The 16,312-nt window shown below is 58.0% G+C and carries 14 protein-coding genes and 1 tRNA gene; 9 read left to right on the forward strand and 6 right to left on the reverse strand.

The annotated features are described in order from the left end of the window. Positions 1–233: 233 nt before the first annotated feature. The 3 genes from KTAU_RS05135 to nfi all read left to right on the forward strand — a co-directional run bounded on the left by KTAU_RS05135 (position 234) and on the right by nfi (position 2,675). Positions 234–929 (forward strand): hypothetical protein, encoded by a 696-nt coding sequence (locus KTAU_RS05135; protein ID WP_151727324.1) that lies wholly within the window; start codon positions 234–236, stop codon positions 927–929. Positions 930–1,138: 209 nt separating this feature from the next. After that, positions 1,139–1,918, forward strand: a complete 780-nt coding sequence (locus KTAU_RS05140) for a class I SAM-dependent methyltransferase (protein WP_151727325.1) — start codon at positions 1,139–1,141, stop codon at positions 1,916–1,918. A gap of 4 nt (positions 1,919–1,922) precedes the next feature. Further along, positions 1,923–2,675 (forward strand): deoxyribonuclease V, encoded by a 753-nt coding sequence (gene nfi / locus KTAU_RS05145; protein WP_151727326.1) that lies wholly within the window; start codon positions 1,923–1,925, stop codon positions 2,673–2,675. 78 nt (positions 2,676–2,753) lie between these two features. Here nfi and KTAU_RS05150 read toward each other — a convergent pair whose 3' ends face one another. The 4 genes from KTAU_RS05150 to KTAU_RS05160 form a co-directional block, all read right to left on the reverse strand. After that, positions 2,754–4,016: an ATP-binding protein gene (locus tag KTAU_RS05150; RefSeq protein WP_151727327.1), complete on the reverse strand. Its 1,263-nt coding sequence runs from the start codon at positions 4,014–4,016 to the stop codon at positions 2,754–2,756. A 62-nt stretch (positions 4,017–4,078) separates the two neighbouring features. Next, on the reverse strand, positions 4,079–4,762 hold the full coding sequence (locus KTAU_RS05155; RefSeq protein WP_170293072.1) for a response regulator transcription factor: 684 nt from the start codon (positions 4,760–4,762) through the stop codon (positions 4,079–4,081). 28 nt (positions 4,763–4,790) lie between these two features. After that, the gene (locus KTAU_RS21480; protein ID WP_170293073.1) at positions 4,791–4,931 is read right to left on the reverse strand and encodes a hypothetical protein; all 141 of its coding nucleotides are present in this window, start codon (positions 4,929–4,931) and stop codon (positions 4,791–4,793) included. Positions 4,932–5,083: 152 nt separating this feature from the next. Next, positions 5,084–7,132, reverse strand: a complete 2,049-nt coding sequence (locus tag KTAU_RS05160) for a tRNA uridine-5-carboxymethylaminomethyl modification enzyme MnmG/GidA (protein WP_151727329.1) — start codon at positions 7,130–7,132, stop codon at positions 5,084–5,086. Positions 7,133–7,685: 553 nt separating this feature from the next. Between KTAU_RS05160 and KTAU_RS05165 the strand changes: the two genes are divergently transcribed. From KTAU_RS05165 to rlmD, 6 genes are all read left to right on the forward strand, one after another. Beyond that, positions 7,686–7,770, forward strand: a tRNA-Leu gene (locus KTAU_RS05165). 501 nt (positions 7,771–8,271) lie between these two features. Next, positions 8,272–8,817, forward strand: coding sequence for a DUF4352 domain-containing protein (locus tag KTAU_RS05170; protein WP_151727330.1), 546 nt, complete (start codon positions 8,272–8,274; stop codon positions 8,815–8,817). Between the two features lie 404 nt (positions 8,818–9,221). Next, on the forward strand, positions 9,222–10,004 hold the full coding sequence (locus tag KTAU_RS05175) for a sigma-70 family RNA polymerase sigma factor (RefSeq protein WP_228026321.1): 783 nt from the start codon (positions 9,222–9,224) through the stop codon (positions 10,002–10,004). Then, on the forward strand, positions 9,985–10,551 hold the full coding sequence (locus KTAU_RS05180) for an anti-sigma factor (protein ID WP_151727331.1): 567 nt from the start codon (positions 9,985–9,987) through the stop codon (positions 10,549–10,551). The genes KTAU_RS05175 and KTAU_RS05180 overlap by 20 nt, the downstream gene beginning before the upstream one ends. Positions 10,552–10,795: 244 nt before the next feature. After that, positions 10,796–11,734, forward strand: coding sequence for a bactofilin family protein (locus tag KTAU_RS05185; RefSeq protein ID WP_170293074.1), 939 nt, complete (start codon positions 10,796–10,798; stop codon positions 11,732–11,734). A 374-nt stretch (positions 11,735–12,108) separates the two neighbouring features. Next, on the forward strand, positions 12,109–13,464 hold the full coding sequence (rlmD, locus tag KTAU_RS05190) for a 23S rRNA (uracil(1939)-C(5))-methyltransferase RlmD (RefSeq protein ID WP_151727333.1): 1,356 nt from the start codon (positions 12,109–12,111) through the stop codon (positions 13,462–13,464). Between the two features lie 247 nt (positions 13,465–13,711). Here the strand turns inward: rlmD and KTAU_RS05195 are convergent, their stop codons facing one another. Together KTAU_RS05195 and KTAU_RS05200 are read right to left on the reverse strand one after the other, a co-directional pair. Next, positions 13,712–15,283, reverse strand: a complete 1,572-nt coding sequence (locus KTAU_RS05195; RefSeq protein WP_151727334.1) for a PH domain-containing protein — start codon at positions 15,281–15,283, stop codon at positions 13,712–13,714. A gap of 140 nt (positions 15,284–15,423) precedes the next feature. Beyond that, a complete protein-coding gene (locus KTAU_RS05200; RefSeq protein WP_151727335.1) occupies positions 15,424–15,957 on the reverse strand; it encodes a hypothetical protein in 534 nt (177 codons plus the stop codon). Positions 15,958–16,312 lie beyond the last annotated feature (355 nt).

Genomic DNA, 16,312 nt, shown 5'->3' on the forward strand with positions numbered 1-16,312 from the left:
GCTTTTCTTGATCTGCCAGGGCGGCGCTGGCTGCTGGGAAAGCTGACCTTTCCCTCAAGATGAAGCAGGTGCTCTTGTAGGCCAGGGCCAGCTCTCGTGGCTCACACATGGGCTGTTACAGCCTTGCCAAACGTGCTCTGGTTTATTATACTTATCTTGCTCTACAAGGAGGAGTTTGATCGAAGTTTTGCTACCAGCTCGCTGGCTCATCTGGAGCAGAAGGATAAGGCTTGATGCAATCAGATCCTCAGCAACAGAATCAACCTGAGCAGCCGCCACTTGTTTCACCGTGGCCTCCTGCAGCACCAGGCCTGCAGCCTTGGCCCGCTGCACCGAACATGGTACCTCCAACATGGTTCCCTGCGCCACCATCAACGGCTTTTCCTTCTGGCATGGGTATGGGGCCGTTTCCACCTTACAGCGGTCCTGCTCCGCTACCAGCTTCTCCCGCGCCGCACCCGACACTTCAGCAACCGTGGTGGCTGCCGCTGGCCATCACCTTCTTCATAGTAGCCAGTCTGGCCAGTTGCGGCCTTACTGCCTTTCTGGCTTTCCAGCAGGCCAGCCAGAGCCTCAGTCAGGGCCTCAGCCAGAGCGTCTCTCCAGCCACGCTTGAAACGGCCCACCGCACACTGGTGCAGAATTACTACACCGCTATCCAGCAGCAGGAGTATCAGCTAGCCTATGCCGATCTGGCAAGCGATGCTACCGTGAAAGGCCAACATCTGGACCTGAATGGCTATCTTCGGCTCGCGCACACGCAAGATCAGCGCTTCGGCAAGGTCTCTGACTTCTCCATCATAGAGCAGGACCCTTACCACTTCACTGTCACAGTCTGGCGCGATCAGGCGATCTACGAGGTCAACCTGACCTTCGCCACGCAGACCTTGCTTACCTCCGATGGTATCAGTTCGGTGGATGGGATTTAGCCTCTCTACCTCAGCAGTCGGCTGGTCTTACCAGTAAGCGAGGGAGGAGGTCATGACTTCTTCAGGCTGCTTCAGCCAGCTCGCCCCTGCCGGAGCTTGTTTCCCCTCCTCTTTTTCCCCTCTTGCGGCTCTTTTGCCACCGTGCTATCATCGGGAGAGTATTCCATAGGAAAGCGCCCATCGCCGAGCCACGCGGAGCGGATCTTTCTATGCAACGAGAGAGAGTAAACGATTACGATACCATAGCAGCCTTTTACGACATCGAACACGCACACTTCCTGGAAGACCTGGACCTCTATCGGGACTTCGCCGAGCTATGCGGCCCTTACGGTCCTTTGCTGGAGGTGGCCTGTGGCAGTGGTCGTCTTCTGCTACCACTGGCCCGCGAAGGCTATGAGCTGACCGGGGTCGATATCTCGGCGAATATGCTGGAACGCGCACGCCAGCGGCTGACTCAGGAGGGCCTTCTGTCACGAGTGACGCTGGTACAGCAGGATATGCGGGCTTTACATCTGGAGCAGCGCTTTCGGCTGGCATTTATCGCGCTCGGCTCCTTCGCCCATTTGACCACGCGTAAAGACCAGCAGCAAGCACTGGCCCTGTTACGTGCTCACCTGGTGACCGGCGCCACGCTCATCCTCGATCTCAGCAACGCCGATGCTCGCGCGATGGAAAATCTGAGCGGGCAGCTTCTGCACCAGGGGACCTGGACGTGCGACGACGGCAGCCTTTTGACCCATTTTGTTTCTCCTGCCGCTTCGAACACCCGCCACGTACTGGAGCTTGTCCACTTCTATGATCAGTACTGCCAGGGAGAAACGGTGCGACGCACGGTGACGCGCACCACTTTTTATCTCTTTGAGCGCAGTGAGCTGGAATTGATGCTGGAGCAGGCGGGTTTTGTCGTCAAGGACGTCTACGGCAATTATGAGATGGCCCCCTACGAGCTGCAAAGCCCGCGCATGATCTTCATTGCGGAGGCACGATAAGTCCATGAGAGCAGTACGCCCCCTGCATGAGTGGAATCTGCAGCCCGAGCAGGCCGTCGCTCTGCAGAAAGAGCTGGCCCGCCGAGTGATTCGCGAGGATCGCCTGCCGCCCCAGGTTCAGCACATTGCTGGCGTCGATCTGGCGATTAATGAAAATAATGGCCTGGCACGCGCTGCCGCTGTTCTTCTTTCCTATCCCTCCCTGCAGCTGGAGGAGCAACATGTCTACGAAGAGCCAGTACGCATGGAGTATATCCCGGGCCTGCTCTCATTTCGCGAGCTGCCTTGCGTGCTGGGAGCGCTCAATCTGCTGCGGCAGGAGCCGGACCTGATCATGGTCGACGGCCAGGGGATTGCTCACCCGCGTCGGCTGGGCATCGCTTCACACCTGGGCCTCTGGCTGGATCTCCCCACAATTGGATGCGCCAAATCGGTCCTGCGCGGCCACTACAACGAGCAGGAGCTAGGCGAAACAGTCGGTTCTTGGGTTCCTCTGCTCGATCATGGAGAGATCATCGGGGCCGCCGTGCGTACGCGCGAGCACGTCAAGCCAATGATCATATCCATCGGCCACCGGATCAGCCTGGAGACAAGTATCCGCTACGCTCTCTCCTGCTGTCGCGGTTATCGCCTGCCCGAGCCGACGCGCCTGGCCGATCGGCTCTCAAAGAATAACGCCTATCGAGAGCCAGCCAACAGACCCAAGGAGGGACAGGATACAGCGAACGGAGCCGTTCAGGATTCGCTCTGGCAGTAAGCGTGCTCTGGCCAGCCACCTGCACCTCTCCCCGCCTCATCTAGAGAAGCGAGCAGTACGGTGGGTCTCCAGGCCCGGCTAGCCGCCTTCGCCTCTCTCTTCTCCTAGCGCTGGTTCGCGATAGAGAGGAAGGGTGAAATAGAAGGTTGTGCCCCGATTAGGGACCGTCTCAAACCAAATGCGACCTCCATGCTGTTCAATGATGAGACGGGCAATGGTCAGCCCCAGTCCATAGCCCCCCATGCGCGACTGCATGCTATGGGTGGCCTGATAGAAGCGCTCAAAAACATGAGGCTGATCCTCGGGCGCAATACCAAAGCCGGTGTCTTTCACGGAGAGTAACGCCATCTGAGGATCATCAGGATCGGGACAGGCCCGTAAGATTACGGTCCCACCTGGTGGGGTAAACTTAATGGCGCTCCCCACTAGGTTGGCAAGCACCTGCTTAATCCGCTGCGGATCAGCGTGCAGCAGCGGAGCGGGCAGCTCAATCTCCTTGCTCATGACGATCTCAGCCTTGCGCGCCAGCGGTAACAAGCTCTCGAGCACCTGCTGCGCCAGGACTTCCACGTTCACCTGCTGGAGCCGGATCTCAAAGTGTCCGGCATCGGAGCGCGCCATGAAGAGGACATCCTCTGCGAGCGAGAGCAGTTGTTGCAAAGCCTCGCTGGCATAGCCCAGGTACTCACGCTGGGTATCGTTCAAAGGCCCCATCTGACCGCGCAAGAGTAGCTCAATAAAGCCATGTACAGAGTTGAGCGGCGTGCGTAGCTCATGCGAGACCATCGATACAAAGTGTTCTCGCATGCGATTGGCCATTTTGAGGGCAGAGACATCACGCGCAAGGAAGAAGACATAGGGTTCTTCGGCAGCATCGACAGGGGTGACACTAACTGAGGCTTCCCAACCCTGGATAGCCTCGGGACCGAGTATGATTTCCTCGTTGGCCAATGCCTGCCCTCCCTGCAAAACGCGCACCAGTGGACAGCTGGAGGTCCCACAGAGCTGCATATGGTCCAGGTTGCGACACCTGAGTACCTGGGCACAGCCCTGACCAATGGTAGTAGCCGCCTCCCACTTTAAGATAGCCGCCGCTGCGGGATTAAAGGCTCGGAGGCGAAAGCAGCTGTCTAGCAGGAAGGCCACATCAGTAGTGGCAGCCAGCGCCTTCCCGGCACAATCTGCCAGCAGCTCCATATTGGCCCGGACGTCCCGCTCCGGTGGATGCCGCTCACGCACTACCTTCTTTCTGCCTTCCGCTCTTCCCTGCGTGCGCCCTCGATCCTCAGATGAGGACTGATCAACGCTGTCGGCACCGTTCAGCTGCAGAGCCTCAGCCACGACAGGAGCACGCTCCTTCACCCGAGAGCGGCGAGAGACCGATTTCACCACATTCCCCCCTTTTACTTACTGACGAACTTATATCCGATACGACGCACAGAAATAATATGCCGTGGATGGGCAGCATCTGGCTCCAATTTTTTGCGCAGACGGCCAATGTAAACATCAACAATATTACTATTATTCTCATTATCGTTCCAGACTGAAGAGAGAAGCTGATCGCGGCTGACCACTTGATCGGGGCAACTCATCAGGATGCGCAGAACCTGCATCTCGGTGCGGGTCAAGGGTACCTTGATGCGCTCATTGATGACGACCTGCAGCTCAGCCGGGAATAGCTCGATCGAGCCAACGCGGATACTTTGACTCTCACTGCGCTTGCTGCGCTTGATGCGGCGGAGCACAGCCTGGACGCGCGCGACCAGCTCCTGGTGATCGAAAGGCTTACAAATATAGTCGTCAGCCCCAATATGAAAGCCTTTGAGCTTAGACTCCATGCTATCCTGGGCGGTCATGAAGATCAGAGGGATATCGTAGCCCTCAGCTCGCAACCTGGCTGTAAACTCGAAACCGCTTTGATAGGGCATGGCAATGTCGAGAATCAACAGGTCAGGCTCGCGCTTCTGGATCATCTGCATGGCCCCGCGAGGGTTATCCGTGACTTCAACTTCGTAGCCTTCCTGTTTCAAGGCAAACTGCACCAGCGCAGTTGTAAACTGGCTATCATCAACCACAAGGATATACACAGTTCTTCCCCTCTTCAGCACGTAGTGCTCAGCCGCCGGGAATGGGGAAGGTCCGCAGTCCATCCAGCTTTGGGCTGCGTTCTGCCTCACGGCCCGGCAGGATGAGCATGCTGTTCGGACACATCGCTATAGAAGCAAAGGAGCGTAGTAGCCTAAGCGTTAGCCGCATGCCATGCCTCCTTGCATCCCTCTCCAGGCCAGGACAACCGACGGTCGTCTCTACTTACCACGGCCCATCAACAACGCGCCAGAGGTTGATCACCGTTCTCCTCCCTCTGTGCTGTGCCTCTGCCCCCTGCTTGGCTGACCGGGGGCAAAATACTACGAGACGGCCTTCGCCGCCGCGCGTAGTTTCTCCACATAGACCATCAGAATAGCGATATCCGCCGGCGTGACTCCCTCAATGCGTGAGGCCTGTCCAACCGTACGTGGGCGCAAGCGGGCCAGCTTCTGCCGCGCTTCCGTCCGTAAGTGGGGAATGCTCTGATAATCAAGGCTCTCCGGAATCAGGAGTCCCTCAAGACGCTGAGCCTGCCGAACCAATTGTTGCTGTTTTTGAACATAATATTCATACTTAACCTGTAATTCAACCTCCTGCGCGACCTCCGGGGAGAGTGCGGGTAACGGCGGCTCAGCGTCCGCACTTTCCTCATGCTGGTAGACGCGGCGGGCCAGTTCTGCAACCTGCGTATAGTGCGTCTCGGGACGACGCAACAAATCGCGAGCCGAGGTCATCTGACCCAGCGGAGCTATTCCAACCTCGCGCGCGGCAGACTCCACACTGCGAGAGGAGGTAAAGATCAGCTTGCTCAAGCGCCCCAGGGTTTGCTCAATCTGTTCGCGCTTGCGCAGCACCCGCGCATAACGCTGCTCGTCAATGAGGCCGAAGCGATAGGCGTAGTCGCTCAGACGCAAATCGGCGCTATCGGCGCGCAGGAGGAGGCGATACTCGGCCTGAGAAGTATGCAGGCGATAAGGCTCGCTGAGGGGGCGAGTAACCAGGTCGTCGATCAGCACGCCGATATAGGCTTCGTGCCGGCCCAGCACAAAGCCTGGCTCGCCGCGGGCGTAGAGGGCGGCATTGATGCCGGCCATCATCCCTTGAGCTGCCGCCTCCTCATAGCCAGAGGTGCCGTTAATCTGACCGGCCAGAAAGAGGCCGGCAACGGCCCGTGTTTGCAGGGTCGGCATGAGTTGATAGGGGGGGACATAGTCATATTCGACAGCATACCCAAAGCGGACAATCTCCACATGCTCCAGAGCTGGGATAGAGCGCAGCATTGCCAGCTGCACATCTTCGGGGAGACTGGTGTTCATTCCTTGTACATAGACCTCGCCCGTGCGCCAGCCTTCTGGCTCTAAAAAGACCTGATGGGAGGCCTTCTCAGCGAAACGTACCACCTTATCCTCGATCGAGGGGCAATAGCGGGGGCCGATGCCTTCGATGAGGCCATTGAAGAGAGGAGAGCGATGGAGATTGGAGCGAATCACCTCATGGGTGCGCTCATTGGTACGCACCAGGTAGCAGGGCAACTGCGGGCGCCAGCCGTGCAGATCCTCATCGCTAACTGGGTAGACCGGATTGGGACGCCCACCTGGCAGCTGCACGTCGGCCCGCGCCGTTTCATCCCAGGAGAAATAGAGGGGTACACGGCTGCCCGGCTGCGGCTCTGTCTTACTGAAATCGATGGTGCGGGCATCGATGCGTGGCGGTGTTCCGGTTTTGAAGCGGCGCACCTCCAGGCCAAAGGCGCGTAGCGAGTCGGCGACACCCAGCGAGGGGCCTTCACCAGCACGCCCGCCCGGCTGCGTCTTCTCGCCTACCACGAGGCGCCCGTTGAGGAAGGTACCCGTTGTCAGTACCACCGCCTTCGCCTCATACTGCCAGCCAGTACTAGTCACGACTCCACGAATAGCCGGGCGCCCATCCTGACCCTGCTCGTAGAGAAAGTGCGTGATCGTCGCCTGCTTCAGATCAAGATGAGGCTGAGCCTCCAGGGCAAATTTCATCGCCAGGCGATAGGCCTGCTTGTCACACTGAGCACGCAGGGCCTGGACCGCTGGACCCTTGCCAGTGTTGAGCAAACGAATTTGAATGAAGGTGCGATCAGTATTGCGCCCGACTTCGCCGCCCAGGGCATCGATTTCCTTGATCAGGTGCCCTTTTGCTGGTCCACCCATCGAGGGGTTGCAGGGCATGAGCGCTATACTGTCCAGGTTCATGGTCAGTAGGAGCGTCTTACGGCCCATGCGCGCGCTGGCCAGCGCGGCCTCGCAGCCAGCGTGGCCTGCCCCAACCACGATCACTTCATAGGTGTCTCGCTGCTGCCCTTCGCCAGAAAGACTATGAGTGCCTGCTTCGTTTGTCATTTGTTGCGTTCCGCCCACTTACATGTCATGTACATGTATAACGATCACTCTGGTATTATGCCGCAGATAAAAAGGCACGTCAATACAGCCACCGCCGCCTTTGACAAATTGCTTCTCAAGCTGCTCGCTAGAAGCGCATCAGCACAGCCTCCACACTCTAGAGGACTGGTCCTGGGAAACATGCCCCCCTCCCTGCCCATCGACTGGACCGTACCAGCACCATGATTGAGGGCTGGCCTGGCCCGACCCAAGCCGAGGAGGCGCTGAAGAAATGCCAGACAGGCGACATGTGGGTGATGTGGACGGTTAGGGCCACTAGCCCCAAGCTTAGGCGCAGCAACGGTGGGGCGGGGAAATCGCAGGCCTAAGTGGGTAGGAGTTGACTTGTCCTCCTCTCTCAGATCTGCTAGAATTGCACTGGGATCTGTACCATTGCAGAGTTAACCCTGACGAGGGGGAGGAACGGTTTGGTCCGCTGGTAGGGCGCGACGGCAGGCCGAAGCGGAGAGCATCACCAGGAGCACAGGTGCAACCTGGTAAACCAGAAGACAACGGGGCGATGGCGAAATGGTAGACGCAGGGGACTTAAAATCCCCTGGGGTGAGACCCCCGTGTGGGTTCGAGTCCCACTCGCCCCACCTGTTTCCTCTTGTCGCTCCAGCAGCCCCCCCTTAGCCTCTTTTCCCCGCCAGCTACAATATCCCCTAGGTCGGCTAACAATCTCATCACCCCTTCAACTTCCACCTCCCTCTCTCGACCGACGAAGCAAGGGCCAAAACTTACGTATCCGCTCCACAGGAGAATACTTCCCATGCTGCCTCCGAGCCTGAGCAAGGCAGGGAAGGTCCAGCCCTGCCTCACGCCAGACCAGTCGCGAGCGGCGGTTGCTCCTTCGCTGCTTTGTCTCTCCAGGCCCGGCACCTTGGCTTAAAAAAAGCCAGCGAATCAAGTAGAAAAATTCGCTTTTTCTGTCGTAATAGACACGCATTTTCATGTTTAATGAGGCTTCCAGCCGCACACTAAGCCATTTTGCTCAGGAAATCTGAGCGATAAAAATCATGGCTGCCAACGTTGAGCGATTGGGAAGAAGGTTCCCAGGATCTACTAGCCCACCTAGAAGAATGGAGGATGATTGAAAGATGAAGCGTGTGTTGAGCCTAGTGATAGGAGCGGCTATCATCATTATGGCCCTGCTGGCCTGCGGTGAAAGCACGAGCAGCAACACGGGCACCGCGGTTACTCCAGCTGCCTCGACCAGCACCAGCAAGTCGAACGGGGCCACAGCTCCAGCAACGCAGCATTTCAAAGTTGGCCAGGTGGTCAAGGTAGGTAACACCTGGCAGGTGACTGTGCTGGGCGTCAAAACCAGCAGCGGAGATGAATTCAACCAGCCCAAAGCTGGTGATACTTTCCTGCTCATCGACGTCTCGCTGAAGAACCTCAGCAGCAGCGAGCAGAGTGTCTCCTCTGTCATGAACTTCACTCTGAGGGACAGCAGCGGCCAGCAGATGGATTTCACCATCGTCACCTCGGCTCCCAAGACACCTGATGGCAAGGTTGAGGCCGGGGGACAGATCCGCGGAACGTTAGCCTACGAGGTACCCCTCTCAGAGCATCACTACACCCTAGCCTTCGTCAGCGACCTCTTGGAGAGCGGTCAAACCATCTGGGATATCACCATCTAGCGCTCTCACTCACCCCTCCTCTTGCTTCACCTGCCCAGGTGACACCTATCAAGGGAAAGTCAGGACGTCCTGTAGCCTTCTTGTCCTTTCTACAGGACGTCCGCCTTACCCTCCTCTTGAAGAGCATGCAGCCGCCCTTGATCACTTTTTGACGGACATTCTCTCGTCCTCCAGATGGTTTTTCCAGCGCTGGCGCAGCCCTTGCAGCTCCCTTGAAGCTTGTCCTGCAAGCCAAATCTCCCAGAGCAGAGCCGCCCCTTGCCAGAGCTTCCCCCCTCGTGCTACACTTGCCAAAAGATTACAACTTTTTTAGTCACCGCTCGTATCTCGCTATAGAAGGGTCTTCCAATCCATTTCTATATATAGATAAAGCGGTCGAAAAGGAAACGAGCGGATAGTCAAAGATGGATTCGACACTACGCGCATCAGGAACGCTTGGTCTGGGGCCAGTGGCCCAACCAGCGCGCCATATACGTCGCAAGCGAGGTAGCCGGCTCGAGGAAAGCGCAGAGGCTATTTCCAGCCGGAGTCGTAGCCAGAGTGGACAAGGGACTATCACGGGAGAGCAGCTCCTGCGCGGGCAGATGCAAGGGGCAGCTGTGGAGGCGATCAGCGATACAGCTCTGGTCGAGCTTGTGCTGGCAGGCGAGCAAGATGCCTACAGCGTGCTCGTCGAGCGCTACAAAGATGCAGTCTACAACCTGGCCTATCGCATGTTAGGCAATGTAACTGAGGCAGAGGATGTCACGCAGGAAGCCTTTGTCCGCGCCTATATGCAACTGGCCAGCTACAAGCCTGCCCATAAATTCAGCACCTGGCTCCTCTCGATCGCCTCGCATCTGGCCATCGACCAGTTCAGGCGGCGGCGCTTCCTGGCCAGGTCGCTGGAGGAAGTGCCTTTTCTTGAATGGATCATCGACCACGGCAGCAGCCCCGAGCAGTCTGCTCTTGAGGGCGAGCAGCACGACGAAATTCAGCGCTACCTGCAGCGTCTCCCCGCCAAGTACCGCGCAGTGATTGTCCTGCGCTACTGGTACGATCTGTCTTACGAGGAGATTGCCAGCGCGCTCAAGCTGACACCCGCCCTGGTGAAAGCGCGCCTGCACCGAGCACGTGAGCTGCTCGCACGCTATATGCAGCAGGAAGATGCAAAGGAGGGAGAGGTCGATGCGCTGCCGCGACGCTAGAGCATGGCTGGCTGAGGAGCACAGCGACAGCGAGGTCGAGACAGCCCGCCAGCGCTCCGAGGTGCTTGCTCATCTGGCTCACTGCCCTGCCTGTCGGCACTATGAGCAGCAGCAGCAGCGTCTGAAACGGCTTCTGTACGGGAATTTCTCGCCCGTTTCTTGCCGCATCTCTACCGAACAGATCATGCAGGCGGTCTACCTGCGCCAGCGTACAACTCGCCAGCTTGAGGAGCTGCATCAACAGCAACGCACTCGCCTGGCACGCCTCCAGACCTTAAGCTCTTTGTTTATGGTCTCCCTGTTTATTCTGACCGCTAGTATTCCTGTATTGTTATTCCTGCTCTTTTTCAATCAGCCAGAGCTACTGGTCAGAACGCTGCTGCTGCTGAGCGATGCTGTTGACGCCTTCCTGGTGGCGCTCACCTATCTGCGCCTTGGCCTGAGTTTTGTCTCGCAAGACAATCTGTTATTGGCCGCTCTGGCCTTCCTCCTTCTGCTGCTCGCTGCGGTATGGCTGCGTCTCATGCGCGCTCCGCAAGAGGCCTGACCAACTACCAGTGACAGAAGGAAGAAAAGAAAAGATAGAAAAGGCCCTGGGGCAAAGCGGACAGCGCCGGCCAGACTTGCTGCCGCAGGCCTGGCTGGTTCACCGGTTGGCTGGAGCATGAGCGGGATACAGCCAGCCCCTGAGCCTGACCGGTTGCCCATATCGAGAGCGAGGGGATCGGGAGCCGATGCTTAAGCCTACGCGGAAACGACAGCTGTGGCTCTTGCGCGCGGGAGCCAGCTGCATGGGGTTGGTGATGTTCTGCCTCCTATTGCTCCTTCCCACAGGAGCGCTGTTCCCGAGGGAGACTTTCGCCGCTTCCCCTGTGACTCCCCAGCAAGAGTTCCCAGGAGGGGGTGATCAGTGCACCAGACATGGGCCGTTCATCGGCGGTAATCTCGTGGTTGCCAGCAATCAGGTGCTCTGTAGTGATCTTATCTCTTTTGGTGGCACGGTCGCCATTAATGGCACGGTGAATGGCAATGTAGTGGCGTTCGGCGGCAACGTTATTATCGAGGGTACAGTGAATGGGGATGTGAACCTCTACGGCGGCGTAGTCAGCCTGCAGAGCGGCTCCCACGTTCACGGCAATATCCACCTCTATAATGCCCGCTGGGCCCGCGAGCGCAACGCCCAGCTCGATGGCACCCTCATTGACCGCTCGCAGCGTTTGATCTGGCCCTTCCCTAACTCCCTGACTTTCAGTTTCCCTGCTCTTTCCTTGTTGATCTGGGTTGGGCTTGGACTGCTGCTTACCTGGCTGTTTCCTGAGCACGTGATGCTGGTACGTACCACCATCCAGACCTCTGCCGGGCGCAGTCTGCTCGTAGGTCTGCTCAGCTCAATTCTGGCCCCGGTCCTCATCCTACTGCTGAGTACGCTGATCATTACTATTCCGCTGGCTATTATAGTGGCTGTAGGATTGATTGCGGGGTGGGCGCTGGGCATGGTCGCCCTCGGCCTGCTGATCGGTGAACGACTCTTACAGACGTCCGCTCCACAGCGGCACGCCCGCTGTTTCCAGGTGGCGGTGGGACTCATCATCCTGACTCTGGCTAGCTCTCTCCCTCTTCTCGGCTGGCTGGTGAGCCTGGGCGCAGGCCTACTGGGCCTGGGCGCCGCTCTTCTGAGCCGTTTTGGCACGCGGCTCTACGGCCTGCCCAGGTACCCGCTCATGCTTTAAAAAACCTGGCCTGGCTCCTTCGCGGTTAGCCAGCTATTTACCCGCCAGGCCGCCGCTCGCAGCAGGGAGAGTTCTGGGCTGGTTACAACTAACCATCGCCTGACTGTGCGACATCCTGTATAATAGGGGCGTATTACTGATTGGGCCCGTCGCTTGCGGGCCCCCCCTTCCCAAGCTCAGAAGAGGGGGTACGTACGGCCCCTCCTTCTTCACCCCTGCTGTTGCACAACAGTGTAGGTTTGTTACAATGTTGGAAAGATGGGACGGCACAATCGATGCGCTCGTAGGGCCTGCCCCCGCAGTCATGCGCGCAACCGATCAGGACGTTTGCAGGGACGCAAGCCTCTAGAGTGCAGGTGGCCGCCGAGGTGATTATGAGCATCGACGTTGAATTGACAGACCTTGCCTATGGAGGCGACGCCGTCGGAAGATACGAGGGACGGGTCCTTTTTGTACCCGGTGGCATTCCCGGCGAACGTGTTCGTGTGGAAATCGTTGAAGAACGCCGCGGACATGCGCGAGCGGCGCTGTTGGAAGTCTTACGCCCGGCGCCAGAGCGAGTAGAGCCGCGCTATCCTCAGCTGACTGACTGCGGCTGCCAGTGGCAGCATATTGCTTACCCGGCACAGCTGACCTGGAAGGCCCACATCGTCCGCCAGCTGCTGGTGCGCATCGGCAAGCAGCCCGATGCGGTGGTCCACCCAACTATCGGCATGCCCGCCGGCGTTTCGCCCTGGCACTATCGCAATATCGCTCAGTTCTCAACCGGTCCCAACTGTGAGATCGGTTTCCAACTGACCGATAGCCACGATGTCCAGGATCTGGAGGACTGCCCGCTGTTGCACCCCGCCCTGGATATGGTCTATCAGCGCGTACGCGCAAAGCTGCTGAAGTACTTCGGGGATGCCCTCGGCCAGATGATCCAGAAGTTCACCATCCGCGGCGCCGTCGGGACTGTCAGCCCCGCTGGCGGCTCCGGCGAGACAGCCAGGGCTGTGCCTACGCTGCTGACAATTCAGGCCCGCCCCGGCTCGATCATCGAGGCACCTCAACAGCTGGCCCACGAGCTGATCACGATCGCTCCCGGCATCGTCGGGGTCATTATCGAGCGTGTCGGCGGACGCTTCGGTCGCGTGGTGGTGGGACAGGAGTTCCTCACCGATATGGTCCTCGGTAAGCGCTTCCGCGTCTCCGCCGATTCGTTCTTCCAGGTGAATATTACTCAGGCCGCGACTTTGATCGAGCGCACACTCGCGATGCTGGAGCCGCGCCGTAGCGACGTAGTTCTGGACGGCTATAGCGGCGTCGGCCTCTTCTCGGCTTTCCTGGCTAATCACTCCGCCCGTGTAATCGCTATCGAGTCACAGCCCAGCGCCGTCACCGATGCGCGGGCCAACGCTTTGCTCAATAATCAGAGCAATATTACAACAATCGAAGGCACTCTCGAACGCTTGCTTGGACAGCTTCACTATCGCCGCGAGCGCATTGATCTGGCTGTGATCGATCCACCACGCGCCGGTTGCCACCCAAAGGCGCTGCAGGGCTTGCTGGCTCTGGCTCCACGAGCTATTTGCTATGTGTCGTGCGATCCAAGTACACTGGCGCGCGATATCGCTACGCTCTGCGCCGGCGATCGCTATCGCTTGATTGCCGCCCAACCTATTGATATGTTCCCCCAAACTTACCATATCGAGTGCGTGGCTCTGCTCGTACGTGGGAACATGCGCTGAGTTCGAGTCGCTCGCCTAAGCCACAGGACATTTCTTCCTGAGTGAGCGAATAAGCTTTGAGCCTTGCTCTCTGCTCTTGTTATACAAGTTATACAAGAGCGCCGTGCCAGCAGCGGTTTCCTCTCCCGCGCGGGGAGAAAGCCGTTGCGCCGGCATGGCGCTTTCCGTTTCTGGCAGGCGTTCTGCCCAGGCAGACAGACAGGCACTGCCTGTGGCCATCCGAACACCAGAGGCTTCCAGCCGTTACTTAGAGTCGCTTGCTCAGATAGACCTGAATCTCGCCCCCCTGGCTGATGACGGTGCCAGGCGGAGGATTCTGGCGCACAACCAGCCCCGGCGGCAGATCGGGATAGGAAGCATCCTCGCCCATAGCCACGACGCGCAGGCCAAACTCACTAGCACGCTCGACTGCCGACCAATAATCGAGACGCTGCAGATTGGGCGTCCCATAGTTGAGCCATTTCCCTTCCAAGGTTGCCAGGACTGTCGCAAACCAGGTCTGCAGCTCCTTCTTGCTGGCGTTCTCTTTAGAGATTGCGTCTACCCGATCCTTGTACCCCTTAATCGAGTAGATCTTGTCCTGGATCAGAAAAGGATGATCGACAGTAGAAAGGACGATGTCAGCGCTGGAACCAGGGGTCTCGATGTAGACATTGCCTATATCGAGCAGCCGCTCTATGACGCTGGAGACCGTCACTTTGATATCACGGATGTTCTTGTACTCGGTCTCCACCCGTGCCTCGTAGAGGAAAATCAGGCGGCGCTGGATGTCGATGATGCGGCGGTTCGTCAGAATGTAGACGTCATCGACGTAGTTGACGTAGATCAGGCCCATGACCAGCAGGAGCACAACCTCGATCAGGGCCACCAGATACCAGGTTGCCGGGATAAGCTGCGAGACGCGAATCGCTAGTAGCGGAATGCAGATGAAGAAGAAGAGCGGTAGAGCCAGGTTGCGGTAGAGTACGTAGCGCGAGCGCTGGATGTATTCAACGGTGAACTCGCCCGAGGCATAATGCACATCGCAGGGGATATGCAGTGGGCCACCAAAAGTACGTCTGGGACCACGCACGCGATCGGGATGGCGCAGCGGATAGCGCTCATCAGCATCTTGGAGTTTAGGGACCTCCTTGCCTTTGGCCAGTTGCTCCAGCACACGGGTTAGATCCTGATCGCGGGGAGCAAGAGGTTTCTCCTCCGGCTTCTTACTACCTTTGACCTCAGCGCTCAGTCCCTCGATGGCATCCTTGACCTTCCGCGGCGCAGGCACATCCTTCATAATGAAATCGCCGCCGGTGAGGTAGAGATGCACGTTGCCGTAGGAGAACAAAAGGCTGATCAGGCTATCCTGGTCAATGCCAACCTGGTTCACCTTGCTGATCTCGATCTGCTGGCGCACTGGCTGGAACACTCCCCGCGAACTGATGATGCGCTTGTTAGTAATGATGTAGGTCTCCAACCACCAGGCAAGGAAGTCTTTCCACAGAAACCAGCCCAAGGCAGCCAGCATCAGCAGCGAAATGATCACCTCCAGGGCCAACCACACTCCTCCAAGAGCCGGTTGACGGGTACTGGCCCAAATTACCAGCAACAAGGCCAGAGCTAGCCCAATAGTAGGCATAGCCGGCCTCAAAAGAAAGATCTTGTGTTTGCGGACAACCAGCCGAACAACCTCATCAGGCTGCTGACCGGGGAAGTGCCAACGTCTGTCACGTCCCCTTCGGAATTGACGAATGTTCCAGCGCGCTCGCCCCGAGCGCCAGGGATCGTCTTTCTCCTGTTCCTCGGCAGCAATGGTTTTGGCGTCTTTCTTGCTCATCGCACACACCTCGGCTGCGTGGCAGACGACTCGTCAGGCCATCCTCACTGGGTCTCTTCCACCTGGCCGCTCTCAGTCGTCCCTTCTTCGCTGGCCTTTTTCACTTATCTTCACCCGGCTCACGCCCCTAATATCCGCCGCTACTTCTTCTTGCCAGCACTGGCCGAGACCAGTCGGATGACGACGACAACAGCGATGATAATAAAGAGCGCTAACGCATAATAGCCTAGATGGTACTGATCCAGCAGAATGAAGCCCTGGCCTAGCATCACCGCCTGGGTCTGAGGGAAAACGAGGGTCGTCAAATAGAAGACAGCAACGCAGCCGGTGATCAGGGCTGGGCCAAGGCCAAGGACGCGATCCTGGGGCGCGCTCGGCTTGGGAAAGAGGCGATTGCCCAGGAGATAGCCCGCCGCAATAATGCCCGCCAGACAGAGCACGGTGACAATAGTCACCGCCCGCGGTGAGGGGTTGATGCCAGGCTGATCAACAAAGAGCTGCGTCAGAAACTGCGTCAGCCCCCGCCCCACATTCAGAATGAGAAAGAGCACTGCTCCCAGCACAAATGGCAACAGGAACAGTTCACGACGCCATCCCCGACGGTAGCCGAGCCAGAGAAAGATCGGCACCAGCAGGATGAACAAGGCCGTCTGAAGAGTGAGATGCCATTCCATTGTTTTGCTTACCCTTCTCCCTCTAATGGCATCAGCCGTAGCACGGTCGCTAGCAGCACTGCAGTTCCCCTGAGCAGAGTCCAGGGCGCCTACCTTACAGCGCTATACAAGCCTCTTTTAATCCCGCTCTAGCATCTATCATACCACATGTCAGCTATGAAATATAGCACTGGATGGGTGAAAAGCTGCGGGTTTTCAGCTCCCAATAGGGAAGTTCTGGCCCCCATTCGCAATTTTCTCTCAAATGTGCTATACTATAAGAAAATGCGAGCTTGAGAAGGAGGCCCAGCCCGGCCCGGCCCGGTCTGGCAGGGTTGAGGCATCATCTCTGTCCATCTCGTCTCGTCCCCATCCG

The sequence above is a fragment of the Thermogemmatispora aurantia genome, assembly GCF_008974285.1.
Lineage (GTDB): Bacteria > Chloroflexota > Ktedonobacteria > Ktedonobacterales > Ktedonobacteraceae > Thermogemmatispora > Thermogemmatispora aurantia.